The sequence below is a fragment of the Pedobacter sp. CFBP9032 genome (assembly GCF_034045265.1).
Lineage (GTDB): Bacteria > Bacteroidota > Bacteroidia > Sphingobacteriales > Sphingobacteriaceae > Pedobacter.
Map to the genome: position 1 here is coordinate 1 of NZ_JAXCWE010000014.1, position 22,236 is coordinate 22,236.

The window sequence follows — 22,236 nt, forward strand, 5'->3', positions numbered from 1 at the left end:
TTATAAACGAAAAAATAGCAGCCGGAATGAACCAACTGCTATTTAAATCGTAATTTTATTTAATTATTAATCCTGTATCAAATTTTCAGGACTAGTCAAAACTTTGTAATCTATTAATGCCTATCAAATATAGTATTTGGTTTTTCGCGCCTGAATAGATCAATACCTTTATTAATACTATTTATTTACTATACTTATTTATATTAAAGCGATTCAAAGCTGATTCTTAGCCAATCCTCATTCCCCTGAAGAATAATCTGTTAACAATTTTTAGAAAAAAATATTTACATATTCTAAACAAAACTATTTCGTGTGTGTTAATACATCAACATTCAATTAAAAAAATTAACACTATGGGAAATTTATTGTATTTAGTAGCAGTCGTATTGGTTATATTATGGGTAATCGGATTTTTATTCCACGGCTTTGGAGATGTTGGTAACATTATCCATGTTTTATTAGTAATCGCAGTAATTGCTATCTTGCTGAAAGTTATTGGCAGAGCAACCTAAGATATAATTAGGAATATTTACTCTTTTAAATAAGTTTATTGATCAGAGTGAATTAGAAAAGGCGTTTCATTATTATGAAACGCCTTTTCTTTGTTTATTTTTTTAATAAAAGTTCTGCTAATTCCAGGTCTATAGGGTAGGTAATCTTAATATTATTTCGCTCACCTTCAATAATATTAATTTCTTCATTTAGTGATTCTACAACGCTGGCATCATCAGTAAAATGGCTGGCGAAATCTTGTTGATAAGCAGCTTTCAATATTTTCAGACTAAATGTTTGCGGGGTTTGTACCAAATAGATTTCATCGCGTCTCAGCGCTGATGATTTTTCATTTCTAAGCATCCGAACACTATCGCTAGACTGGACGGCAGCAATTACATTTCCAATGGCTTCAGCACGTTTAAAGCAGCTATCAATGAGTTGTGTAGAAACCAAAGGTCGAACAGCATCGTGTATGGCTACAAAGCTATCATCATTTATACTGTCGATCGCATTTTTCACCGAATAGAAGCGTTCCGTACCACCATCAATCACTTCATGATGAATGCGGAAGTTAAACTCTTCACAAAGTCTTCGCCAGTTTCCCTGCTGATCTATATTTAAAACCAATAAAATTTTCGGTTGTGTCTCGCTTTGCGCAAAAGCTTTGATGGTGTGCATCAGCACTGGTAGGTTCTTCAGCAGCAGGAATTGTTTCGGGGTTTCTGTCAACATCCGATTGCCAGAACCGCCTGCTACAATTATAGCGTAGTATTTCATTTAAAAGTAGCGGGTAGTGGTAAAGGGGATTAGGTAGCTAAGTATTGAGTATTAAGTATCAGGTATCGAGTATAAAGCATCAGGTATCGAGTGAAAAATCATTCTTGATACCTGATACTTAAATCTAAACAGAAAAGTACTGAGTTAAACCCCAGTCTTAATACCCGATACTATTTTAGATAATCAGCATGGCATCACCATAGCTATAAAACTTATATTTTTCTTTAACTGCTACTTCATAAGCATTCATTACGTTTTCGTAGCCACCAAATGCACTAACCATCATCAGTAAAGTAGATTCTGGTGTATGGAAATTGGTAATCATCGAATTAGCAATGCTGAACTCATATGGAGGGAAGATAAATTTACTGGTCCAGTCGTTAGCTGCTTTTAAAGTTCTGTTGGCAGAAACTGCAGACTCTATAGCACGCATCGAAGTTGTACCTACCGCACAGATTTTTCTTTTTTCTTCTAACGCTTTGTTCACAATAGCTGAATCTTTTGGCTCAATAATGAATTGTTCAGAATCCATTTTGTGTTTGGTTAAGTCTTCTACCTCCACTGTTCTGAAAGTACCAAGACCAACGTGTAACGTAACCTCTGCAAACTCAATACCCTTAAGTTCCAAACGTTTCATTAACTCACGGCTAAAGTGTAAACCAGCAGTTGGAGCAGCTACAGCACCTTCATGTTTTGCAAAAATGGTTTGATAACGCTCTTTATCTTCAGCAGTCGCTTTACGCTTAATGTATTTAGGAAGCGGTGTTTCACCTAAAATCTCAACATTTCTTCTAAACTCTTCGTCTGTACCTTCAAATAAGAAACGAATGGTACGTCCGCGAGAAGTTGTATTATCTACAACTTCAGCAACTAATAAATCGTCATCGCCAAAATAAAGTTTATTACCAACACGAATTTTACGGGCGGGGTCTACTAAAACATCCCATAAACGCAATTCTTTATTTAATTCACGAAGTAAGAAAACCTCGATAGTAGCGCCGGTTTTTTCTTTATTTCCGTATAAACGAGCAGGAAAAACCTTGGTGTTATTTAATATCATAACGTCCTTGTCATCGAAATAACCTAAAACGTCTTTGAAAATTTTATGTTCAATTTTACCACTGTCTTTATGTAAGACCATTAAGCGAGCTTCGTCGCGTTGTTCTGCCGGATTGTTGGCAATTAATGATTCTGGTAAGTTGAATTTGAATTGTGATAATTTCATTCTTGATGAATTTTTTGAGGTGCAAAAATACGAATTTAATTTTTCTTTTCCTTATTTTATCAAACGCAATTAATGTATATAATGTTTTGCAAGCAATTATATAACTTAAAAATGGTTTCGAACCTCTTTTAAACAAAAATTAATTAGTTTTGATAGTTGTTCTGTAACCTTTTTAATCGCATTGCATCTAACAGGTAATTATGATCGTTTTTAGGCTAATAGGCGAGAGCTTCCGTTTTGCGTTTGATGCATTGCGTCAGAATAAGTTACGTACAATGTTATCACTTCTGGCGATAACAATTGGTATTTTTACCATTATAACGGTTTTTTCAGCGGTAGATACTTTTCGCGGAAAACTTCAATCCAGCGTAGACAAGCTTGGTTCAAATACCATCTTCATTCAAAAATGGCCATGGAGCTTTGGCGATAATTATCCCTGGTGGAAATACATGAACCGTCCGCAGCCTTCACTCCGTGATTTCGCGATGTTAAGAGAACGAATGGGAAATGCTCAGGGCATCACATTTGAAATTTCTACGAGCGATAGAACCATAAAATATAGAAGCAGTTCAGTTGAAGGAATAACGGTAACGGCAGCTTCTCAGGATTTTGATAAAACCTGGAACTTTGAATTACAATCTGGTCGCTATTTCACAGAATCTGAGAGTAGCAACGGCGCTCCTGTTTTATTAATGGGTGCAGATATTGCTGAAGGTTTATTTGGATCAGAAGATCCCGTTGGTAAGCAAGTGCAAATTTTAGGCAGAAGGTTAACGGTTATCGGGGTGTTTAAAAAAGAAGGTGAAGATATGTTCGGGAGTACGTTAGATAAAAACGTAAATGTGCCTGTAAATTTTGCTAAAGGAATTTTAGACATTCAAAATGAACGATACGATCCCCAAATTACGGTTCGGGGTAATGATAACGTTTCATTAGAAGAGATTGAAAGTGAGCTTCAGGGATTGATGCGGTCGATCCACAGGATCAGGCCTGGCCAGGAGGATGATTTTGCGCTAAACAAAACCACTATCATTTCAAACCAACTGGATTCTATGTTTACGATGGTTAACCTTGCCGGATGGATTATTGGAGGGTTTTCTATTTTAGTTGGTGGTTTTAGTATCGCCAATATTATGTTTGTATCAGTTAAAGAAAGAACCAATATTATTGGTATTCAGAAATCCTTAGGCGCCAAAAATTATTTTATTCTACTACAATTCATTTTCGAATCCATTTCTCTCTGCATTCTAGGTGGGCTGCTTGGGCTAATACTCGTTTATCTAATGGCCTTGGCCATTGGGGCTATTACAGGTTTCAGTATCATTCTAGGCTTAAACAATATCATTCTTGGAATTGGCATCTCCATTATTATAGGTACCATATCTGGCTTTTGGCCAGCTTATTCAGCTTCAAGATTAGATCCGGTTGAGGCGATTAGGAGTTAACAGTTTCTAATTAACATTTCGTAGTACCTAAATCAAAAATGCACTAAAACACAAAAGCCAGTTAAAATAATTTAACCGGCTTTTGTGTTTATATATGTACCTATTGATATTACTGAAATAATCTTATTAATTAAGCTAATTTGCCGAGCGCTTCCTTAATTCTCCTTAAAGCCTCTACCAAACTTTCATCTGATGCAGCATAAGATAGTCTGATGTAGTTATTGTTACCAAATGAATCGCCACCAACAGTAGCCACATGACCCACGTTTAACAGGTAAAGCGCTAAATCTGAAGAGTCTTTGATTACGTTTCCATCGGTATCTTTTTTTCCGAAAAATGAACTGATTTCCGGGAAGAAATAAAATGCACCATCAGGCAAATTTGTTTTTACACCAGGAATTTCATTCAATAAATTATAAACTAATTCTCTTCTGCGTAAAAAGGCTTCCTTCATTTTTAACACACTTTCCAAACCTTGCTCATAAGCTACAATACCCGCTCTTTGCGCAATGGAACATGTACCTGAAGTAGTTTGGCCTTGCAGTTTATCATTTGCTGCCGCGATTTCTTTGTTAGCTGCAATGTAACCCAATCTCCAGCCAGTCATTGCAAAAGCTTTAGAGAAACCGTTAACTACAATTACACGATCTTTGATGCTATCGAATTGTGCAATTGATTCATGACTATCAACAAAGTTGATATGTTCATAAATCTCATCAGACAAAATATAGATATTTGGATATTTCTCAAACACTTCTACCAATGCTGCCAACTCAGATTTACTGTAAACTGATCCAGTTGGGTTGCATGGTGAAGAAAACATAAACAGCTTAGATTTCGGCGTAATTGCCGCCTCCAATTGTGCTGGAGTAATCTTGAAGTTGCTTTCCAGATCGGTATCAATAAAAACCGACTTACCTTCAGCAAGTGTAACCATTTCCGAATAAGAAACCCAGTATGGTGTAGGAATAATTACCTCATCATCTGGATCGATAAGGGTTAATATTACATTCGATAGAGATTGTTTGGCACCTGTGGAAACGACAATCTGAGAGATATCATAATCAAGATTGTTTTCTTCCTTTAACTTTTTAACAATGGCCTGGCGTAAATCAGGATAGCCCGGAACGGGCGAGTAACGGGTGTAGTTCGCATCTAATGCATCTTTTGCAGCATTTTTGACGTGGTCAGGCGTATTAAAATCGGGTTCACCAACACTTAAACTAATGATATTAATTCCCTTAGAAGCTAATTCGCGACCAAGTTTCGTCATTTTAAGTGTTGCAGATTCTGATAGACTGTTGATTCTTTTAGATAAGGTGCTCATGGTTAATTACTTTGAACGCAAATATATAAACCAAATATTATTCTGCACTAAAAATCACATCTTTTTATCATTTAATTTATTTGATAAGCGTATTTTTGTAAAAAAAAGTGGTGTCTATAAAGAAGAAGGCAATTATATTATCATTAGTAGTCAGCATCGTACTAATGCTAGCCAAATTTACGGCCTATTTCATAACTGGCTCCAACGCAATTTTAACTGATGCAGCCGAGAGTATTGTAAATGTAATTGCGGGTAGTTTTGCCTTTTATAGTATTTATTTAAGTACACAACCACGTGATGAAAACCACCCATACGGACATGGAAAGGTAGAATTCTTTTCGGTTTTTGTGGAAGGGATTTTGATATTTATTGCGGGCGTAATTATTATTTTCAAGTCTTCATATAACCTGGTTTATCCACATGCGGTTGGTCAACTATTGGAGGGGACACTCATTATTGGCGTAACAGGGCTAATTAATATGGTAGTCGGATTATACCTGATCAAGGTTGGGAAAGCCGAACATTCAGTTACGTTACAAGCTGATGGGCGACATTTATTGACAGATACCTATACGAGCGCAGGGATAGTATTGGGATTGATCCTGATTCAGTTAACAAATATTATTTGGCTTGATAGTTTGCTTTCTGTTCTGGTAGGCTTCTACATTATCTATTCAGGTTATAAATTAATACGTGGTTCGGTAGGTGGCCTGATGGATGAAAGCGATTTTACCCTCTTGGAAGAAGTGGTAGAAGTTTTGCAAAATAACAGACATAATCCCTGGATCGATGTTCATAATCTTCGTACACAACAGTATGGTCCCGAATTTCATATCGACTGCCATGTAACCTTACCTTATTATTTTGATTTAAATCAGGTTCACCGGGAGATCTCTCAAATTGATGAACTTATAAATAAAAATGGATTTCGGAAGGCTGAATTATTTATTCATGCCGATCCTTGTTTACCAGCATGTTGCCACTATTGCCACATGAGCGAATGTAAGGTTAGGGCAGAGGCTTTTAAACAGGAAATTATATGGACACCAGAGATCGTGATTAAAAATAAAAAACATTTCGAAAATGAGCTACTTTAACGTAAGGGTATACGGTTTAATCATCAACCACAACAATGAAGTTTTGGTAAGCGATGAAGAAGAGTATGGTGTTCGTTTTAGTAAATTTCCAGGTGGTGGGCTCGAATTTGGTGAAGGTTTGCTAGATGGCCTCAAACGCGAATTTATAGAAGAATGTAATGCTGAAATAGAGATAATCAGCCATTTCTATACGACAGATTTTTTTGAGAAATCGTCATTTAATGATAGTCAGGTGATTAGTGTTTATTATCTTGTCAAAGAAAAAGCACCCTTAGTGTTGGCGTTTAAAAATAAAATATACGATTTTGATACAGAAGGGGAGCTTTTACAGGCATTTCGCTGGGTTAAAATCCAAGATTTGGATTTAAATGAGATCACCTTCAAAACAGATAAGGTAGTTGCACAGCTATTAAAGGATAATTTTTCGCAGAAGTAATAATTATAAAAAACTTGGCGGGTTGGTGATGTTATTCAAACAAACCCGCCAAGCAGGCTAACATATAGGCATTTTGCTCGTATCCATATAAAGTACGCTCCAACGCTGTCCATCTAAATCGATAAAACCGCAGCCGTACATCCAACCATCTTTATAACCAGGTTCACCATAAATGGTACCACCGGCTTCAACTACGTTTTTAGCAATTTCATCAACTTCTTCAGGACTTGCAGCATCTAATGAAAACAGAACCTCTGATCCGGAAAGCTTATCTGCAAGATCTACTCCGGCGAAACCTTCATAAAAAGATTTTTCAAAAAGCATGATTACTAATTTATCATCTCCAACTAAAAAAGATGCAGATTCATTCCGAATACCATAATTGGTATTCAGAGTGAAGCCAATTTTTGTAAAGAATGCTGTTGATCTGCTGATATCTTTAACAGGCAAATTGATCCAGATTGATCTTGTCATGATGAATATTTTTAAATGCTGAAACTTTTGGGGAATTTACCATCCCCTGAAATATTTAGTTTACTGATAAAGGCCAATTACTTTTTGGTGGTTTTTTTCGAATATTTTTTAACGAGATCTTCGGGCGCAACAGTGCAATAGGATTTAGTTAATGCATCCTGAAGAATTTCTGGTTCGATAAAACTTAACTCAAAAATTGTCCAGCCTTGTTTTCCCCAACCCGCCTGGGCCGGATAGATCGCCGAGGGATCTAAATCTGAAAATTTATTTTGATCTTTAGGGGTTAACCTGAAAACGGCTTTCAGATTAGAATTATCAATGGTGATAAAAATTTTATCGTCTACTTTAAATGAATTTTTGTTTGCATTAGGTGCCTCAACTACATTTTCAAATGATAGCGCAAGATCTCTGAAAGAATCTGGAGTCATAATATAAGTTTTAATTTTATTCTTGTAATGGAATGAATACTTGGAAATAATTCAACAAACTTACACCAATTTTGATTTTTTTTAGCAATTAAACGTATCAATTTGCGCTAATAAAATCTCCCAGGCGTTTTAAGATAAGTTTGCAGACTAACTAAAAGGCTTAGCAAAAGTTATAAAATACTAGAATTTATATAGTTTCTGCGGAAACTGCTCTGCGTGGTTTAAGATTAAATTTAGAATGTAACTGTTCGATTGATAAACGGCCAGATCATTTTTAATAGGGGCAAGGCCATCAGATAAAAAGTTTTTGTCTGTAAAATAACCCATACCATAAAACTTACCATTTTCGATTAACAAACAGCTCAATTCGTCTTCCTCTCTGCCTTCATCCACCAATGCAAAGCTTGGTTGCAGGTTTTGGATATCATCTAAAGCAGCATTTAGTTTCTTATTATAAACCGCTACCGTTTCTATACTGCTGCATGGACCGAAACACTGTCCCTTTTCATGCGCCTTACAACGCGTAGCTGTTTTTTGTAAATAACACAACCGATCGCAAAGCTGATGTTTATCAATTAGCAAGTTTAGAAAATTGTATCCTTCCAGCAGGTTATTGAAACTTTGAATGGCTTTACTATTGGGTTTATGTTTATCAATACCAAGCCGCAGGTAACCGTTCTGGTCTTCAAAAACACATAAATCATACTTATGCTCGTAACGTTTCATTGCCCTGTTATTTTCAGGCCAAAGCCGTTTAATTTCATTTGCTTCCAATATCAAAGCCATCAATTCTGTGCCGCAAAGCACATAATCAATATGATGAATATTCTTGAGGAAATCCTGACGCTGCTTATTTGGCTTACTCCCCGAAAAGTGACTGGCGACTCTCTTTTTTAAATCTTTCGCTTTACCAACGTATACAATTTTGCCTTTGGCATCTTTAAAATAATAAACACCTGGCTGATTTGGCAATCTTAAAAATGATTCCTTATTCAAATTTGGGGGTAAAACCTGTTCTTTAGATGTCTTTTTAAGCATTTCTGCTATGGTTCCTTCCAAATCATTATCTAAAAGCAAATTGAAGAGAATGCTCGTCGCATCAGCATCTCCAGCTGCACGGTGACGATTCTGAATCGGGATATTTAAGCTGCTACACAGTTTGCCTAAACTGTAAGATGGTTTGCCTGGAATTAATTTCCGGCTCAATCTTACTGTACACAACCTCCTGCACTGCAGATCGAAGCCTGATTTTGCGAGGTGATGTTTAAGAAATGAATAGTCGAAGTTCACATTGTGTGCGACAAAAACCTTATCCGCTAACAATTGATAGATCTGCAAGGCCACATCATCAAAGGTTGGCGCATCCGCTAACATGTTATCATCTATACCAGTTAACGCGGTAATATAATCCGGGATAGAAATGCCGGGATTAATCAGCGTGCTGAACGATTCCACCACCTGATTACCATCATGAATGTTGATGGCAACTTCGGTAATCCCATTGGCTGATGCGTGACCGCCAGTGGTTTCAATATCTACAACTGCGTATAACATTAGGTTTAATTGAAATACAAATTTATACTAAAATAGTTAGCAATGCAATGTTTTTGATTTTTTCTTTAGCATAAAAAAAGCGACTGCATCAATAATGCAGTCGCTTCCATATAATAGTTGAACTGTTAAAGTTTATTTAACAGCTTACTTAAATTTGGTTTAATCCCGATAGAAATTGGAACGGTATTAAAAGTTCTATCCTGAATCTTTTTAAAGCCATACATATAACTTGCCTCTACAAATAAATTTGCACCACCCAGGTTATATTCAATTCCGCCACCGCCTTCTGCTATTCCCAAGGCATTCGATCTGTTATCCATATTTACTTGCATCGTTGTGGTATTAACTCCGGCTTGCGGTGTTAAAATAAAACCACCCCCGGCACCTGCAAAGCCATAAAAAGCCCATTTATTAACGATTTTACGGTAGCCTAAAGCCACATTTAGTAAATAAGTAGTCGATCTACCTTTTTGTACGGTATAGGCAAAACCCGGATCCGGCGTAATTTGATTAAAGGTAAAAGCATGTAAGCTGGCCTTTGGATAAAGAAAGAGACCACTATTGCCTAATCCAAGATTAATCCCTAAAGAGGTAGAGAATTTAGGTTTAAAATAATCCGAAGTTTCACCCATTGGGAAAGAGAAGCCGATACCACTCATGCTGTAAAGCTTATCTGGGCGGTTGGTTTGTGCATGGGCATTAAAAGATATTGCAGCGCATAACAATATCACCGGAGTTAAAAATTTTAGTTTCATATGTTTAGTTGTTGGTAAGTGCATTTACTTTCTGCAGCATATCAGTCATGTTAAATGGCTTTTCCAGATAATCATCAGGATGATATTGTTGAGAGACAATGTAGTTTTCATTATAACGCGCCGATGCCATGATTACCGGTATATTCTGGGTATCTGCATTTAATCTTAATTCTTTAAAAACAGCCCTGCCGTCCATGCCATTGAGCATTATATCCAAAATGATTAAATCAGGATGGTAATCTTTAATGGTTTTGAAAATATATCTTGGCGATAGTAAGGGGTAGACATCATATTGTTCAGCCTCTAATGCAAGCTGAAAAACCTCCAAAATATCAGGATCATCATCAACAACTAAAATTCTTTTCAAAACGGATAATCAATTAATAATAAAGTGGACTATCCTAATACAAAGTATTTGTTGGAATGTTTTGTTGATGAAAGAAATAATAAGTAAAGCAGCTAATTCTTTAAGCTATTGCTTGCCACAAATTGTTCGAACCTTTCCTTGTATTTATCAGAAACCTGGTATGTTTTTTCACCAGCTAATAAAATATGATTATCCAATATGCTTACAATGTGGCGCTTGGCAATGGTCACCTCTTCACTCACCTCAATGAAGGCAGGGCTCTTTTTTAGTAAGGTAATCATTTTAGCAATGCTAATTTTTGAGACAGGAAAAGCGTGATTTTGGGTTATTAAAGTAACTTCATTGTCTAACTGCTCAATTGATATCAAATCGTTCATGTCTATTCTTATTAAATCATCGCTGTTTTGTGGCGAAGGCATATAAAAGAATTGATCTTCGAACACCGGGAAAATAGAATGCGCTGTTGAACCTGCCGGATATAGGCTGTTAATGGCTTTCGCAAAATGGAGAATAGAATAAGGTTTAAGTAAATAAGCATCTGCATCTACCTTGAAAGCATCCAACGCGTATGTCGGATGCGCAGTGGTGAATACAAGATGTTCTGCCTTTTGCCTCAATAAGCCAGCAAGTTCAATACCGGAAAGTGATGGCATTTCCACATCAATAAAAATAATGTCAACAGGTTCAGCAACTGATATTTCACTCAATGCAAGGAGTGGCTCAGTGAATGTTTTAACAAGCTTCAATTCTGGAAACTTGTCCATGTAAAAGATTAAATTTTCCAGAGAGTGCGAATCATCATCGATTGCGATGCAACTTATAGGCATTTTTGGAGGTTTAGATTAAATGCAAGTTACGATTAAACCTAGTTAATGAGAAAAATCTTTAAAATATAATAGACATGATATTTTATGATTGAAAGAACCTGATCTTGATTTAGAAACCGACCATCAAGACATGTGAAAATCGTTTAAATTCTGTTTTTACCAGACTGATTTGCCGCACTTTATCTTATCTATTACTTGGGTTAATTAAAGATGTTTTCAAAAATGATTAAAATTCTTAACTTTAATTACTTGTATTACAAGATATTAGATTTAGTTAAATCAATGTACATCCTTTTTTTAAATCATAAACCTATGAAAAATAACATCAGCCGATTAAATGTATCCATCACTAACAAAGTGATTGAGCTCCAGGAGCGAGGATATGACTGCGACTTTCTACTGCTGAATAACGGAAGTTTGCTTTGTATGCAAACGAACCGAAAATACCCTTTAAATAGTGTTTCCATTAACATGATGGAACATGGCTACGACTTCTTTGGTCAGTGTTATAAGAATGTGCACACAATTGAGACAGGAAATGGAGAAAGAGGACTTCTGCTTACGGAAACTGTGCTTTAAATTATGCTATCGAACCGGATCATTACAAAGCATTAATTCAGCTAACTCAATCAATCCTAAATTCATTCAATCTTGATTTAAATCAATACCAATGCCCCGGATTAAAGTCCGATCAGTACAAACTATCAAAACTATTACAATTGATGATTTGCAATTTAAATCAGCTACTTCTGGTTGATAACCAGTAACATCCATAGGTATTGCTTCAACAACTTCATATTAAACATTTTAAAACTTTTAAAATTGTTTTCTGTTTAAATCCTAATAAATATATTTAAACAAAAATGAGTTATACGATTTCAGATCTTGAGCGAATTTCGGGAATACAGTCTCACACCATCAGGATCTGGGAGCATCGGTATAACGCTTTGATTCCACATCGATCGCAAGGTAATACTCGTTTATATAATGATGGGCATCTGAAAAAATTACTGAATATCGTAAGTCTTAATGAATCTGGGTTTAAAATTTCGAAGATATGCAGTTTATCCGACCAAGATGTAGAAAAGCTGTTGGATGAGCAATATCCCTGTTTATCAGATGATAAGTTAGCAGAATTTTATATCTCCAGATTAATCAGATATGGTTTATCTTATAATGAAGAGGAGTTTAACCTTATCATTGAAGAAGGCTTTACTAAATTAGGAATTTCGCAGATTTATCGTCGGGTAATCTATCCATTAATGATCCGTTTGGGTATCATGTGGCGAAAAAATAATATCTGTCCTGCTCACGAGCATTTTATGGCAAATATTATCCGTAAAAAATTATTCTCCGCTATTAATGATCTCGCGCTTCCACCAGATGGCAACCCAACCTGGCTGTTGTTTTTGCCTGAAGATGAAGATCACGAAATTGGTTTGCTATTTGCAGATTATATACTTCGGTTAAATAAACAAAAAGTTATTTTTTTAGGCAGCAAAGTTCCGCTTGATTCGATAAAAAATGTTTTTTCTACAATTAATATCGATCATGTTTTGTTCTTTTTCGTGCGTACCAGGCTACCGGCAATCGCGCAAAAATACATTACTGAATTATCAGAAGTCTGCAAGTCTGCTCAGATGCACCTGGCAGGAAACCAGCAGGTAATTTCCAAACTTAAGCATATCGACCATATTAATTGCCTCCAATCTCTTGAAGATTTTGAATTTACCATCCAACCTCCCAACCCTATATGAAAGAAATATTTGACAAACTATCAGAAGATTTCAGCAAGCTTACCACTAAACGTTACAGCACCAGCTTTTCTTTGGGCATTTATTTCTTAGGAAAGGAAATGCGCCAGCCTATTTATTCTATTTATGGTTTTGTTCGCCTAGCGGATGAAATTGTAGACAGCTTCCATGAATTTGATAAAAAATATCTTTTAAATAAATTTAAGGAGGATACATTTGAAGCTATTTCGCTTGGAATTAGCTTAAATCCGATTTTAAATTCATTTCAAAAAGTGGTTAACCAGTACCAGATAGATCATGAATTGATTTCACTGTTTTTAAACAGCATGGAGATGGATCTTCAAGAAAAAACATACACACCAGAATTATATGGAGAATATATTTTAGGTTCTGCAGAAGTAGTTGGCCTGATGTGTTTGAAGGTTTTTACTAATGGTAACGAGCATGAATATCAACACCTAAAGCCTTATGCAATGAAGTTAGGTTCTGCGTTTCAAAAAATTAATTTCTTAAGAGATATTAAGGCAGATTACCAAAGCCTTAACCGCTGCTATTTTCCTAACGTGAACCTGAGTAAATTTTGTGACCTGGATAAACGTGCCATAGAACAGGAAATCGAAGATGAATTTGCAGAGGCACTAATTGGCATCAAGATGTTACCAATCAGTTCGAGAAACGGGGTTTACCTTTCTTATGTTTATTATAAGAAGTTGTTCTGTAAAATAAAGGGTTTAAGTGCGGAAAAAATCATGACCGGACGGATTAGAATTCCAAATCACCTTAAAATTGGTTTGATGTTCGACTCGATGATCAGGCATAAATTAAATGTGATTTAAACCGAATGGAAGAACTGGTAATTTTAGTAGATACAAATGATTCGCCGATAGGACAGATGGAAAAACTGGAGGCACACCAAAAAGGTGAACTGCATCGTGCATTTTCTATATTTATTTTTAATACTAAGGGAGAATTGCTTTTACAACAAAGAGCTTTAGATAAATATCATTCGGGTGGGCTGTGGACTAATACCTGTTGTAGCCATCCGCGTCCTGGCGAAGATAACCTTGCTGCAGCCAATCGCCGCCTAAAGGAGGAGATGGGAATGAAGGCTAATTTAACTCCCGCATTTAGTTTTACATATAGAGCCGAATTTGAGAGTGGGTTGATTGAGCATGAATACGATCATGTTTTCTTTGGTAAATCAGATCTCCTGCCAGTGATCAATAAGGAAGAAGTTGAGCAGTATAAATACATAAATTTGGATACATTGAAACAAGAACTCTTATTGTATCCAGACCATTATACGCCGTGGTTAAATATTTGCCTGGAGAAGGTAATTGAGCAATTCAAATCGTACTAAACAAAAAACGGGCATACAGCCTAAGCCATATACCCGTATCTAAATTAACGCTCTCGGAAGCAAATATAGGGTTTGTTAACTTAAACCTCCAAATCAGTTAACACTTATTTTACTTTAAGATTATATTAAAACGAAGTCAAAACTAGTGTAAACAAGGGTAAGTTCCTGAAATATAAATAGCTATGTGGTGTTTTTTTTAGGTAGATGGGGCAGCAGGTTTGGTTCAAATAATGAAATAAGCCAAATATTTATCATGCATGGGTTCAGATAGAGCAATTGCATTGACAGGTGTTTAATTTTTAAGGGGATTAGAATATTGAATCCATGTCAATCCTCAAGTTTTAGAAATTTAAATTTTTCTTTAATATGGTAGTTGAAATATCTGCCTTTCGATGTAGCAGCTTTGAATAATTTAAAAGTTCGTTCAGGAACATCTACATATTGGTAGACCAATCCGGTTACAAACGTGATCGTTAATAACTTTAACCCCGGTTGGTAGCTGAAATGTTTGATGACAGACGAAGGCATATCTTAAATTAATATTGCTCCATTAATATTCTGGCTTTTAATCCGCATGTAATTCAGATTCTTCTTTAGCTACTCGTATTTTCTCTTTCTTCAAATCAATCCGAATAATATTATAAAGACTCATGTATACGTTGGCAATCCATACAATTGAAAAAAATGCTATAATAAATCCCCTCCAATCAGGATATATCAAGACGTATTTTGTAATCAGCAGAATCAGGATGGTAACATAATGACTGAAGCAATACTCGCAGGTAAAGACATAAAAAAATTTTCTTTTGACCAGGCGTTTGCCATTTTTGGATCGATCGACACAAAATTCTCTCGCCTCTCTGAATATTTCTTCTTTGGTAACCGTCCAGGCAATGCACGCCACAGGAATGGCCAGTATAAAGAGATAATAAATGTGTGATTCCATATAAAAGGTAAATGTTTCTGTAATAACCTTAAAGCACTGCAAATGTTTAGTATGCAAATAAACATTTTGAGGAATGATCTGTTAATTAGGTATTCAAACTTAAATATTATGGAAAGATCAGAAATATTAGACCTCCTGGAAATTGTTAATCAGCAAGTAAGTTCTGCTATTCTGGGTGGGAGAGATGAAGATTATGAAGAGTTAGAAAGCCTGGGTTTAATCATCATTCACAGAGAAGCCGTACAATGGACGGCGTCTATTACCCCAGCGGGAATAGCCTATCTTGGGCACGATTAATCTAATGGCGTATACAAATCTTTAATTCTATTATTGATTTAATCTGTTAAATTTGCCGAAAGTATGGGGAGTGTAAAATAAAATATATACCATCCCGGATGTGCTTATGGATAATTTACAACTTAGAACTGTTAACGTTAACCGATACGTTACGCCTTTACGCGAAGGTGGCTCTATGCCTGCCATTGCTGAAGCGGATGACGGTTTTTTATATGTATTAAAGTTTCGCGGTGCCGGACAAGGCCCGCGAGCCTTAATTGCCGAGTTAATAGGCGGCGAAATTGCCAGGATTTTAGGTCTGCGGGTACCTGAATTGGTTTTTGCTAATCTAGACGAAGCCTTCGGCCGGACAGAACCTGATGAAGAAATTCAGGATTTGCTGAAAGCCAGTGTTGGTTTAAATCTTGCCCTCCATTACCTTTCCGGAGCCATTACTTTCGATGCCACAGTAACCACCATAGACCCTAAACTTGCTTCACAAATTGTATGGTTAGATTGTTTCCTTACCAATATGGATCGTACCTGCCGAAATACCAATATGTTGGTTTGGCATAAAGAATTATGGTTAATTGATCATGGTGCCGCATTATATTTTCATCATTCCTGGCAGAATTGGGAAGAGCAGGCAAGCCGTCCGTTTTTCCTGGTAAAAGATCATGTTTTACTTCCCTGGGCGTCAGAACTGGAAAGAGTAGATGAGGAGTTTCGTTCGATACTCAATACAGAAAAAATCAACGCAGTGATTGATTTAATACCCGACGTTTGGCTAGTGGGTGAAACCAACTTCGCCACAACAGAAGCGCACCGAAAAGCATACGCATATTTCCTGGAAACCAGGTTAAACCATTCTCATATATTTTTAAAAGAAGCACAGCATGCAAGAGAAATACTTATTTGAGTACGCTGTAATTCGGGTAATGCCGAGGGTAGAACGCGAAGAGTTTCTTAATGCTGGAATTATTTTATTTTGCGCAAAGAAAAAGTTCCTGAATAGCATTTTTTTCCTGAATGAAGCTAAAATTAAAACGTTCTGTTCGGAAATAGATCTGGATGCCTTAACTGCAAATTTAAATGCTTTCCACAAAATTAGTGTAGGTGCAAAAGGTTCAGGATCAATCGGTGAATATGATCAGGCATCAAGATTCAGGTGGTTAACCGCTACCAGAAGTACTGTAGTACAATGTTCTAAGGTTCATCCGGGATTTTGTATCGATCCAGAAGAAACGATGATGAGGCTACATCATGAACTCGTTCTGTAATAAAATATGATGCTACAATTTAACGCTTAATTAAAATCCTATTGTCAAAAGAATATTTTAAAAACCTCCAGGAGTTGCTCGATATCGAGCGTGAAGAAGATTTGCAATCCTATCTTAAACTCACCACAAATACCTCTGCAGCTGATAGAAGAACACTGGGTTTAACCTGGTATCCGATAGCAATCCGAAATACGGAAATAGGTAAAGGTGATTACCTGAGTATAGAATTAGAACGAACTACTCATCAGGATTTTTCTCATCAGTTCAGGTTCGGCTCTGCGGTGGTTCTGTTTTCTAATCACGATCCCAAAGTAGATAAATTGGAGGGAATCATCACTCACCAGAGTTTCAGTAAGATGAAAGTGAGCCTTCGGATCGATGAACTGCCGGATTGGGCGAAGGACGGAAAATTAGGGGTGGATTTATTATTTGATAACAATAGCTATGATGAGATGCAACAAGCACTTAAACAGGCTATAAATCTGTTGGATCAGTCTCCACAAAATAAATTAATCAATATCCTTACAGATAAAGAAAAACCTTCATTTCAGCAGGTAGAACAGTTCGTAATTCCAAATCAACTCAATGAATCGCAGCAGCATGCTGTGAGTAAGATTTTAGCTGCAGACCACCTGGCTATTATTCATGGTCCACCGGGAACGGGCAAAACCACAACAATTGTACAAGCTATAAAGTCATTATTAAAACACCACAACCAGAAAATTCTGGTAGTTGCCCCAAGTAATACCGCTGTTGATTTATTGACTGAAAAATTGGTTATAGAAGGTTTAAATGTGATTCGGGTAGGCAACCCGGCACGTGTTTCTGAGAAACTCTTATCCGCGACACTAGACCACCAGATGGCCGACCATCCGGAAATGAAAACAATCAAGGCCCTGAAGAAACAAGCAAATGAGTATAAAAATATGGCTCATAAATATAAGCGAAGTTTCGGCAAAGCAGAACGCGACCAACGAAAGGCGCTATTTGATGAAGCCCACAAGATTGGGCGGGAAGTGGAAAAAACGGAATCCTATATTATGGATAATTTGTTTAATAAGGCACAAATTATTACAGCAACTTTAGTAGGCACCAACCACCACACGGTTCGAAACTTAAAATACCATACCGTTGTAATTGATGAAGCCGGACAAGCTTTAGAGCCAGCCTGCTGGATTCCGATTTTAAAGGCTCAAAAGGTGATTTTAGCAGGAGATCATTTTCAGTTATCGCCCACTATTAAATCAACAAAAGCATCGCAAAATGGCTTAAGTAATACCCTGTTAGAAAAGCTCGTTGCTCTTCATCCAGAGTCTGTTGTGCTGTTAAATGAGCAATACAGGATGAATAAGGATATTATGGGATATTCATCTAAAGTATTTTATGATAATAAATTAATCGCTCATCACTCCGTAGCAGATCGATTGCTTTTCGATGATGATGAACCGATTAATTTCATTGATACCGCAGGTTGTAGTTATGATGAAAAATTAGAAGGCACCAGCACCACTAATCCAGAGGAAGCCGCATTCTTAATCAGGCATTTGGTTAGTCTAGTTACAAAGCTAGAACCTATCTACGTTTTAGCGGATTTCCCAACTGTTGCCATCATCTCCCCGTATAAACAGCAAATCCAGATTTTAAAGTCGCTGGTTCTGCAGGATGAACTTCTGCTAAAATATCAAAATAAGATTACTGTAAATACGATAGATAGTTTTCAGGGACAGGAAAGAGATGTGGTTTTTATTAGTTTAACAAGAAGCAATATGGATGGAAACATTGGCTTTTTGGCAGATACTAGGAGGATGAACGTAGCCATGACCAGGGCAAAAAAGAAATTAGTGGTTATTGGCGACAGTTCAACGCTATCAAAAGCAAAGTTTTATGCAGATTTTATTAATTATGCAGAAACTTTAAATTATTACCATAGTGCATGGGAATATATTGATACTTAGCACAGTTGTGTAGCAAATTGATTTCATTTTGATATATAAAATTATTAATTTTAGGAATATAATCGTAGATTAATGTTTACGGACAAAATAAATTTGTTACTTTAAGTCAAACATTTTGCTTCGATCTTGGTTGGTGTATGTTTAAGAATTAAGAATAATTTTAGATGAATCAAGGTTTGAAAGTTTTAATCGCAGATGATAGCGATCTTATGCGAATTGTAGTTAAAGGGTTTCTTAAAAAATTTCTAGCCAATCATCAAATTTCCGAAACTAAGAATCTATCAGACACCTTCGATCTCCTGAATAGAGAGAATTTTGATTTTCTATTATTAGATATCAATATGCCTGAAGCCAACAGCAATCCAGAAACTGTAAAAGAAATTTTGACTCTGCAGGGTAAACTCAAAATCTGTATGTTTTCTGGTAACGACAAGACAGCTTTAGAACAGGCTTACAAAGACGCTGGGGCAATAGGATTTATTCAAAAAGATGGGAATATCTCAAACTCCTTACAAGAAGTATTAACCAACAACTTCTAATTTATTATCTTCCAGTTTTCCAGAAATTGTGGCTCCCGCGATCAGTAATTCGTTGGTGATCATTTTGGTATATTCTGTGATTTCAGATTTGAAATCTTTTACAGAGGACCCTGATCTGATTTCTTCCAGCCTTTTTTCCCATTGGCCGGTAAGTTCTGCCTGTGCAATCTGTTTGTCTTTAACCACTTCATAAACAGCAAGTCCTTTATTGGTGGGTACTAAGTTTCGTTTTTCCCGGGTAATATAGGTTCGGGTAATGAGCGTTTCTATAATAGATGCACGTGTTGCTGGTGTACCTAATCCACTGTCTTTCATTGCATAACGCAATTCTTCATCTTCAATTTCTTTACCACAAGTTTCCAGTGCTTTAAGAAGAGAAGCTTCATTATACATAGATTTTGGCTTGGTCTGTTTTTCTAGCAAAGATTTTTCTGTTATTGGTAATTGTTCGCCCACAGCAACCTTAGGTAAAGCCGCATTATCCTCATCTTTTTTATCTTCATCTGTTTCATTAAAAACAGAGCGCCATCCAGCAGAACGAATCACCGTTCCGTTAGCTAAAAATGTCAACCCAGATTGAATCGTGATTTTTGTGATTTCCTTTAAACATTCCTGGTGGAAGGCTTCGATCATCCTACCCACAACCATATCATAGATGGCTTGTCTATCACTGCTTAGGCCGTAAGCTTCTTCTCCGGTAGGTAAAACCGCATGGTGATCGGTCACCTTTTTTGCATTTACACTTCGTTTATTTAGCTTAATGGTTTGCAAAAACTGAGCCTGCTTACCAAAATCAGGATGATTGGTAAATTTAGAAATTAAATCCGGAACGCCTGCAAAAACATCATCTCCAATATAGCGTGAGCCGGTACGTGGATAAGACACCAGTTTACTTTCGTATAAATTTTGTAGAATCCCTAATGTCTGATCTGCAGTATACCCCTTCTTTTTGTTGGCTTCTTGTTGTAAACTACTCAAATCATGCAATAGCGGTGGTGGTTCTTTTCGGGGTTTTGCCTCCACTGCAGTAATATTTCCTCCGGTAGGGAAGCCGGAAGGCACGTCTTCAACAAGGGCAAATAATTTCTCAGCTTCTTCTTTATCTTTATAGTTTGTGGTTGATACCGCCTTAAATATTTGTTCATCCTTTACCAGGAGAATACTGATCTGGTAATAAGTTTGAGGAACAAAATTTTTGATTTCCAGAAACCTGGCGCAAATCATTGCCAGGGTAGGTGTTTGTACCCTTCCCAACGATAAAACTGTTCTGTTCCCGGCAGAAATACTGAGTGCCTGTGTGGCATTCATGCCAACCAGCCAATCTGATTCTGAACGACAATGCGCAGAGTTGAAAAGGGTATCGTAATCTGTTCCGGGCTTTAAATTTCTAAATCCATCTTTAATGGCTTCATCCGTTTGCGACGATATCCAAAGCCTCTTAAATGGTTTTTTACACTTTAAAAAATAATAGATATAGCGGAAAATCAATTCACCTTCCCGCCCGGCATCCGTAGCCACTATAATTTCGGTGGCTTCGTCGAAAAGCTTCTTTATGGTATCCAGTTGTTTTCTAACAGCCGGATCTTCTACAAAACCATCTTTCGTTTTAATTTTACGGATAGCGAGTTTAAACTTAGCAGGTAACATCGGTAAATGTTGCCTTCTCCAGCCAATAAAGCCATAATCCTGAGGTGGAGCCAATTGTAATAAATGCCCGAAAGCCCAGGTAAATGAATAACCTTTACCTTCAATGTATCCATCTTTTCGGGTGGTTGCACCAAAAACTTTGGCAAGTTCACGACCAACTGAGGGCTTTTCTGCGATTACAATTTTCATGAATTAGGCTTATCTTTCAAAGTTCAAAGATCGCGAAAATAAGTCATCAAGAACCTAATTTTTTACTCACACCGTAAAAGCTTGTGCGTTAAACATTTTGCGTGATTTGATGTTAGCGCTTAGTAAATTTAGTAACAATTGCGGTTGGTGTTGATCTAAAAATGAATGGAGAAAACCTATAATTTTGAAAACAATAAAATAAAAGTTGTCCTGGAGCCAAAGCTGGTGCGGGTATATAGCGATAAAGCACTCTGGACTTTTCTAAATAATGGCGCAGCACCTGGTTTTGAATTATTAGCTGAAACCATTAAGAATGACTATTCAACTGCATTTGGGAAGGCGCTCGACATTACTAAAGATTCGTTAATCGTAGAGATTTTAGTTCACGTTTATTGTGATTATCTGGGTTTACGCTTCAATCGGATAGTGAAAATTAAATTTATCCAGCACCTGGTGAACAAACTTTTGGAGCGTGCCGAGGTAGTTGACTGTGGAGAGCGAAGCGTAGATGGAAACCGTTGGGTGTGGGATTTATTAGCCAGATACAAAAAGCCTTTTCTTCGGATGCTTCCAAAGAATTTAAACGTAAGAAAACTTAAAGTTTAGTAGCTGATTTCAGCTTGTACAATTACTAAAGGTATTGTGTTACCAAAAAGAGATTATCTATAATTCTTTTGCCAGGTTAACCAAGAAACCCTTTAGTTTTTCTAAAGAATCAATAATTTTTTGATTTTCCTTCACATCAGATTTATTATGTTTCAGGTGTTCTTTAGCACCTTTCAAGGTAAATCCTTTTTCATCAACCAGGTTGAAGATGATTTTTAGATTTTCAATGTCTTCAGGAGTGAAAAGTCGGTTGCCTTTTTTGTTTTTCTTAGGTTGAAGGATGTCGAATTCCTTTTCGTAAAAACGGATTTGGGATGCGTTTACATTAAACATTTCAGTCACTTCGCCCATTGTATAATACATTTTATTAATGTCTCTTTCTTTATAAGGCATAACTTGTGCTTGATTATTAGGGTTTTACATCGATTAATTAAAGTGTTCAAATGTAGCTTGATTTTTCCTGATTAACGCAATAAA

Annotated in this window: 27 protein-coding genes; 14 read left to right on the top strand and 13 right to left on the bottom strand. The window is 36.5% G+C overall.

Annotated elements, in window-relative coordinates; all coding sequences use genetic code 11:
• Nucleotides 1-353: 353 nt before the first annotated feature.
• Nucleotides 354-512, top strand: coding sequence for a lmo0937 family membrane protein (locus SOM16_RS20335; RefSeq protein ID WP_010603502.1), 159 nt, complete (start codon nt 354-356; stop codon nt 510-512).
• Nucleotides 513-606: 94 nt separating this feature from the next.
• Here SOM16_RS20335 and SOM16_RS20340 read toward each other — a convergent pair whose 3' ends face one another.
• Both SOM16_RS20340 and queA read right to left on the bottom strand, forming a co-directional pair.
• Nucleotides 607-1,272, bottom strand: coding sequence for a 2-C-methyl-D-erythritol 4-phosphate cytidylyltransferase (locus SOM16_RS20340; protein WP_320465827.1), 666 nt, complete (start codon nt 1,270-1,272; stop codon nt 607-609).
• A gap of 175 nt (nt 1,273-1,447) precedes the next feature.
• Entirely contained in the window at nt 1,448-2,497 is a 1,050-nt protein-coding gene (queA, locus tag SOM16_RS20345) for a tRNA preQ1(34) S-adenosylmethionine ribosyltransferase-isomerase QueA (RefSeq protein WP_320465828.1), read from the bottom strand.
• Nucleotides 2,498-2,697: 200 nt separating this feature from the next.
• On the opposite strand from queA, the gene SOM16_RS20350 reads away from it, so the two are divergent.
• Nucleotides 2,698-3,942, top strand: a complete 1,245-nt coding sequence (locus tag SOM16_RS20350; RefSeq protein ID WP_320465829.1) for an ABC transporter permease — start codon at nt 2,698-2,700, stop codon at nt 3,940-3,942.
• Between the two features lie 130 nt (nt 3,943-4,072).
• Here the strand turns inward: SOM16_RS20350 and SOM16_RS20355 are convergent, their stop codons facing one another.
• A complete protein-coding gene (locus tag SOM16_RS20355; RefSeq protein ID WP_320465830.1) occupies nt 4,073-5,269 on the bottom strand; it encodes a pyridoxal phosphate-dependent aminotransferase in 1,197 nt (398 codons plus the stop codon).
• Nucleotides 5,270-5,379: 110 nt separating this feature from the next.
• Between SOM16_RS20355 and SOM16_RS20360 the strand changes: the two genes are divergently transcribed.
• Both SOM16_RS20360 and SOM16_RS20365 read left to right on the top strand, forming a co-directional pair.
• Nucleotides 5,380-6,366, top strand: a complete 987-nt coding sequence (locus SOM16_RS20360; protein WP_320465831.1) for a cation diffusion facilitator family transporter — start codon at nt 5,380-5,382, stop codon at nt 6,364-6,366.
• A complete protein-coding gene (locus SOM16_RS20365; RefSeq protein ID WP_320465832.1) occupies nt 6,353-6,802 on the top strand; it encodes an NUDIX domain-containing protein in 450 nt (149 codons plus the stop codon). The genes SOM16_RS20360 and SOM16_RS20365 overlap by 14 nt, the downstream gene beginning before the upstream one ends.
• 57 nt (nt 6,803-6,859) lie before the next feature.
• Here SOM16_RS20365 and SOM16_RS20370 read toward each other — a convergent pair whose 3' ends face one another.
• From SOM16_RS20370 to SOM16_RS20395, 6 genes are all read right to left on the bottom strand, one after another.
• A complete protein-coding gene (locus SOM16_RS20370) occupies nt 6,860-7,276 on the bottom strand; it encodes a VOC family protein (RefSeq protein WP_320465833.1) in 417 nt (138 codons plus the stop codon).
• Between the two features lie 77 nt (nt 7,277-7,353).
• Nucleotides 7,354-7,704, bottom strand: coding sequence for an MmcQ/YjbR family DNA-binding protein (locus SOM16_RS20375; protein ID WP_320465834.1), 351 nt, complete (start codon nt 7,702-7,704; stop codon nt 7,354-7,356).
• Nucleotides 7,705-7,884: 180 nt separating this feature from the next.
• On the bottom strand, nt 7,885-9,258 hold the full coding sequence (locus SOM16_RS20380) for an exonuclease domain-containing protein (RefSeq protein WP_320465835.1): 1,374 nt from the start codon (nt 9,256-9,258) through the stop codon (nt 7,885-7,887).
• Nucleotides 9,259-9,383: 125 nt separating this feature from the next.
• Entirely contained in the window at nt 9,384-10,013 is a 630-nt protein-coding gene (locus tag SOM16_RS20385; RefSeq protein ID WP_320465836.1) for a hypothetical protein, read from the bottom strand.
• Nucleotides 10,014-10,017: 4 nt separating this feature from the next.
• Complete coding sequence (locus SOM16_RS20390; RefSeq protein ID WP_320465837.1) at nt 10,018-10,380, bottom strand: response regulator transcription factor; 363 nt, start codon at nt 10,378-10,380, stop codon at nt 10,018-10,020.
• Between the two features lie 92 nt (nt 10,381-10,472).
• Nucleotides 10,473-11,207, bottom strand: a complete 735-nt coding sequence (locus SOM16_RS20395) for a response regulator transcription factor (RefSeq protein WP_320465838.1) — start codon at nt 11,205-11,207, stop codon at nt 10,473-10,475.
• Nucleotides 11,208-11,519: 312 nt separating this feature from the next.
• On the opposite strand from SOM16_RS20395, the gene SOM16_RS20400 reads away from it, so the two are divergent.
• From SOM16_RS20400 to idi, 4 genes are all read left to right on the top strand, one after another.
• Nucleotides 11,520-11,786, top strand: coding sequence for a hypothetical protein (locus SOM16_RS20400; protein WP_320465839.1), 267 nt, complete (start codon nt 11,520-11,522; stop codon nt 11,784-11,786).
• Nucleotides 11,787-12,070: 284 nt separating this feature from the next.
• On the top strand, nt 12,071-12,964 hold the full coding sequence (locus SOM16_RS20405; RefSeq protein WP_320465840.1) for a MerR family transcriptional regulator: 894 nt from the start codon (nt 12,071-12,073) through the stop codon (nt 12,962-12,964).
• Nucleotides 12,961-13,797, top strand: coding sequence for a phytoene/squalene synthase family protein (locus SOM16_RS20410; protein ID WP_320465841.1), 837 nt, complete (start codon nt 12,961-12,963; stop codon nt 13,795-13,797). Before SOM16_RS20405 ends, SOM16_RS20410 begins: the two co-directional genes overlap by 4 nt.
• A gap of 5 nt (nt 13,798-13,802) precedes the next feature.
• The gene (gene idi / locus SOM16_RS20415; RefSeq protein WP_320465842.1) at nt 13,803-14,321 is read left to right on the top strand and encodes an isopentenyl-diphosphate Delta-isomerase; all 519 of its coding nucleotides are present in this window, start codon (nt 13,803-13,805) and stop codon (nt 14,319-14,321) included.
• Between the two features lie 327 nt (nt 14,322-14,648).
• Here the strand turns inward: idi and SOM16_RS20420 are convergent, their stop codons facing one another.
• The gene (locus tag SOM16_RS20420; protein ID WP_320465843.1) at nt 14,649-14,849 is read right to left on the bottom strand and encodes a KTSC domain-containing protein; all 201 of its coding nucleotides are present in this window, start codon (nt 14,847-14,849) and stop codon (nt 14,649-14,651) included.
• A 37-nt stretch (nt 14,850-14,886) separates the two neighbouring features.
• A complete protein-coding gene (locus SOM16_RS20425; protein WP_320465844.1) occupies nt 14,887-15,267 on the bottom strand; it encodes a hypothetical protein in 381 nt (126 codons plus the stop codon).
• A gap of 108 nt (nt 15,268-15,375) precedes the next feature.
• On the opposite strand from SOM16_RS20425, the gene SOM16_RS20430 reads away from it, so the two are divergent.
• The 5 genes from SOM16_RS20430 to SOM16_RS20450 all read left to right on the top strand — a co-directional run bounded on the left by SOM16_RS20430 (nt 15,376) and on the right by SOM16_RS20450 (nt 19,317).
• On the top strand, nt 15,376-15,564 hold the full coding sequence (locus SOM16_RS20430) for a hypothetical protein (protein WP_320465845.1): 189 nt from the start codon (nt 15,376-15,378) through the stop codon (nt 15,562-15,564).
• Nucleotides 15,565-15,670: 106 nt separating this feature from the next.
• Complete coding sequence (locus SOM16_RS20435; protein ID WP_320465846.1) at nt 15,671-16,462, top strand: HipA family kinase; 792 nt, start codon at nt 15,671-15,673, stop codon at nt 16,460-16,462.
• Nucleotides 16,440-16,823 carry a DUF3037 domain-containing protein gene (locus SOM16_RS20440; protein ID WP_320465847.1) on the top strand — a complete coding sequence of 128 codons (384 nt, stop codon included), beginning with the start codon at nt 16,440-16,442 and terminating at the stop codon, nt 16,821-16,823. Before SOM16_RS20435 ends, SOM16_RS20440 begins: the two co-directional genes overlap by 23 nt.
• 41 nt (nt 16,824-16,864) lie before the next feature.
• On the top strand, nt 16,865-18,778 hold the full coding sequence (locus tag SOM16_RS20445; RefSeq protein WP_320465848.1) for an AAA domain-containing protein: 1,914 nt from the start codon (nt 16,865-16,867) through the stop codon (nt 18,776-18,778).
• 164 nt (nt 18,779-18,942) lie between these two features.
• Nucleotides 18,943-19,317, top strand: coding sequence for a response regulator (locus SOM16_RS20450; RefSeq protein ID WP_320465849.1), 375 nt, complete (start codon nt 18,943-18,945; stop codon nt 19,315-19,317).
• On the opposite strand, the gene topB is transcribed toward SOM16_RS20450, so the two are convergent.
• Nucleotides 19,300-21,153 carry a DNA topoisomerase III gene (topB, locus tag SOM16_RS20455; RefSeq protein ID WP_320465850.1) on the bottom strand — a complete coding sequence of 618 codons (1,854 nt, stop codon included), beginning with the start codon at nt 21,151-21,153 and terminating at the stop codon, nt 19,300-19,302. The genes SOM16_RS20450 and topB overlap by 18 nt on opposite strands.
• Before the next feature lie 165 nt (nt 21,154-21,318).
• Between topB and SOM16_RS20460 the strand changes: the two genes are divergently transcribed.
• On the top strand, nt 21,319-21,759 hold the full coding sequence (locus SOM16_RS20460; protein WP_320465851.1) for a hypothetical protein: 441 nt from the start codon (nt 21,319-21,321) through the stop codon (nt 21,757-21,759).
• Between the two features lie 57 nt (nt 21,760-21,816).
• Here SOM16_RS20460 and SOM16_RS20465 read toward each other — a convergent pair whose 3' ends face one another.
• Entirely contained in the window at nt 21,817-22,152 is a 336-nt protein-coding gene (locus SOM16_RS20465; protein ID WP_088301709.1) for a MerR family transcriptional regulator, read from the bottom strand.
• Nucleotides 22,153-22,236 lie beyond the last annotated feature (84 nt).

What these genes read in the sequence shown, in the direction of transcription:
- SOM16_RS20380 (WP_320465835.1), bottom strand. Translation starts at nt 9,258, where the DNA reads ATGTTATACGCAGTTGTAGATATTGAAACCACTGGCGGTCACGCATCA.
- SOM16_RS20465 (WP_088301709.1), bottom strand. Translation starts at nt 22,152, where the DNA reads ATGCCTTATAAAGAAAGAGACATTAATAAAATGTATTATACAATGGGC.
- topB (WP_320465850.1), bottom strand. Translation starts at nt 21,153, where the DNA reads ATGAAAATTGTAATCGCAGAAAAGCCCTCAGTTGGTCGTGAACTTGCC.
- SOM16_RS20400 (WP_320465839.1), top strand. Translation starts at nt 11,520, where the DNA reads ATGAAAAATAACATCAGCCGATTAAATGTATCCATCACTAACAAAGTG.
- SOM16_RS20440 (WP_320465847.1), top strand. Translation starts at nt 16,440, where the DNA reads ATGCAAGAGAAATACTTATTTGAGTACGCTGTAATTCGGGTAATGCCG.
- SOM16_RS20425 (WP_320465844.1), bottom strand. Translation starts at nt 15,267, where the DNA reads ATGGAATCACACATTTATTATCTCTTTATACTGGCCATTCCTGTGGCG.
- SOM16_RS20370 (WP_320465833.1), bottom strand. Translation starts at nt 7,276, where the DNA reads ATGACAAGATCAATCTGGATCAATTTGCCTGTTAAAGATATCAGCAGA.
- SOM16_RS20350 (WP_320465829.1), top strand. Translation starts at nt 2,698, where the DNA reads ATGATCGTTTTTAGGCTAATAGGCGAGAGCTTCCGTTTTGCGTTTGAT.
- SOM16_RS20395 (WP_320465838.1), bottom strand. Translation starts at nt 11,207, where the DNA reads ATGCCTATAAGTTGCATCGCAATCGATGATGATTCGCACTCTCTGGAA.
- idi (WP_320465842.1), top strand. Translation starts at nt 13,803, where the DNA reads ATGGAAGAACTGGTAATTTTAGTAGATACAAATGATTCGCCGATAGGA.
- SOM16_RS20450 (WP_320465849.1), top strand. Translation starts at nt 18,943, where the DNA reads ATGAATCAAGGTTTGAAAGTTTTAATCGCAGATGATAGCGATCTTATG.
- SOM16_RS20435 (WP_320465846.1), top strand. Translation starts at nt 15,671, where the DNA reads ATGGATAATTTACAACTTAGAACTGTTAACGTTAACCGATACGTTACG.
- SOM16_RS20365 (WP_320465832.1), top strand. Translation starts at nt 6,353, where the DNA reads ATGAGCTACTTTAACGTAAGGGTATACGGTTTAATCATCAACCACAAC.
- SOM16_RS20420 (WP_320465843.1), bottom strand. Translation starts at nt 14,849, where the DNA reads ATGCCTTCGTCTGTCATCAAACATTTCAGCTACCAACCGGGGTTAAAG.
- SOM16_RS20460 (WP_320465851.1), top strand. Translation starts at nt 21,319, where the DNA reads ATGGAGAAAACCTATAATTTTGAAAACAATAAAATAAAAGTTGTCCTG.
- SOM16_RS20385 (WP_320465836.1), bottom strand. Translation starts at nt 10,013, where the DNA reads ATGAAACTAAAATTTTTAACTCCGGTGATATTGTTATGCGCTGCAATA.
- SOM16_RS20410 (WP_320465841.1), top strand. Translation starts at nt 12,961, where the DNA reads ATGAAAGAAATATTTGACAAACTATCAGAAGATTTCAGCAAGCTTACC.
- SOM16_RS20405 (WP_320465840.1), top strand. Translation starts at nt 12,071, where the DNA reads ATGAGTTATACGATTTCAGATCTTGAGCGAATTTCGGGAATACAGTCT.
- SOM16_RS20430 (WP_320465845.1), top strand. Translation starts at nt 15,376, where the DNA reads ATGGAAAGATCAGAAATATTAGACCTCCTGGAAATTGTTAATCAGCAA.
- SOM16_RS20375 (WP_320465834.1), bottom strand. Translation starts at nt 7,704, where the DNA reads ATGACTCCAGATTCTTTCAGAGATCTTGCGCTATCATTTGAAAATGTA.
- SOM16_RS20335 (WP_010603502.1), top strand. Translation starts at nt 354, where the DNA reads ATGGGAAATTTATTGTATTTAGTAGCAGTCGTATTGGTTATATTATGG.
- SOM16_RS20355 (WP_320465830.1), bottom strand. Translation starts at nt 5,269, where the DNA reads ATGAGCACCTTATCTAAAAGAATCAACAGTCTATCAGAATCTGCAACA.
- SOM16_RS20340 (WP_320465827.1), bottom strand. Translation starts at nt 1,272, where the DNA reads ATGAAATACTACGCTATAATTGTAGCAGGCGGTTCTGGCAATCGGATG.
- queA (WP_320465828.1), bottom strand. Translation starts at nt 2,497, where the DNA reads ATGAAATTATCACAATTCAAATTCAACTTACCAGAATCATTAATTGCC.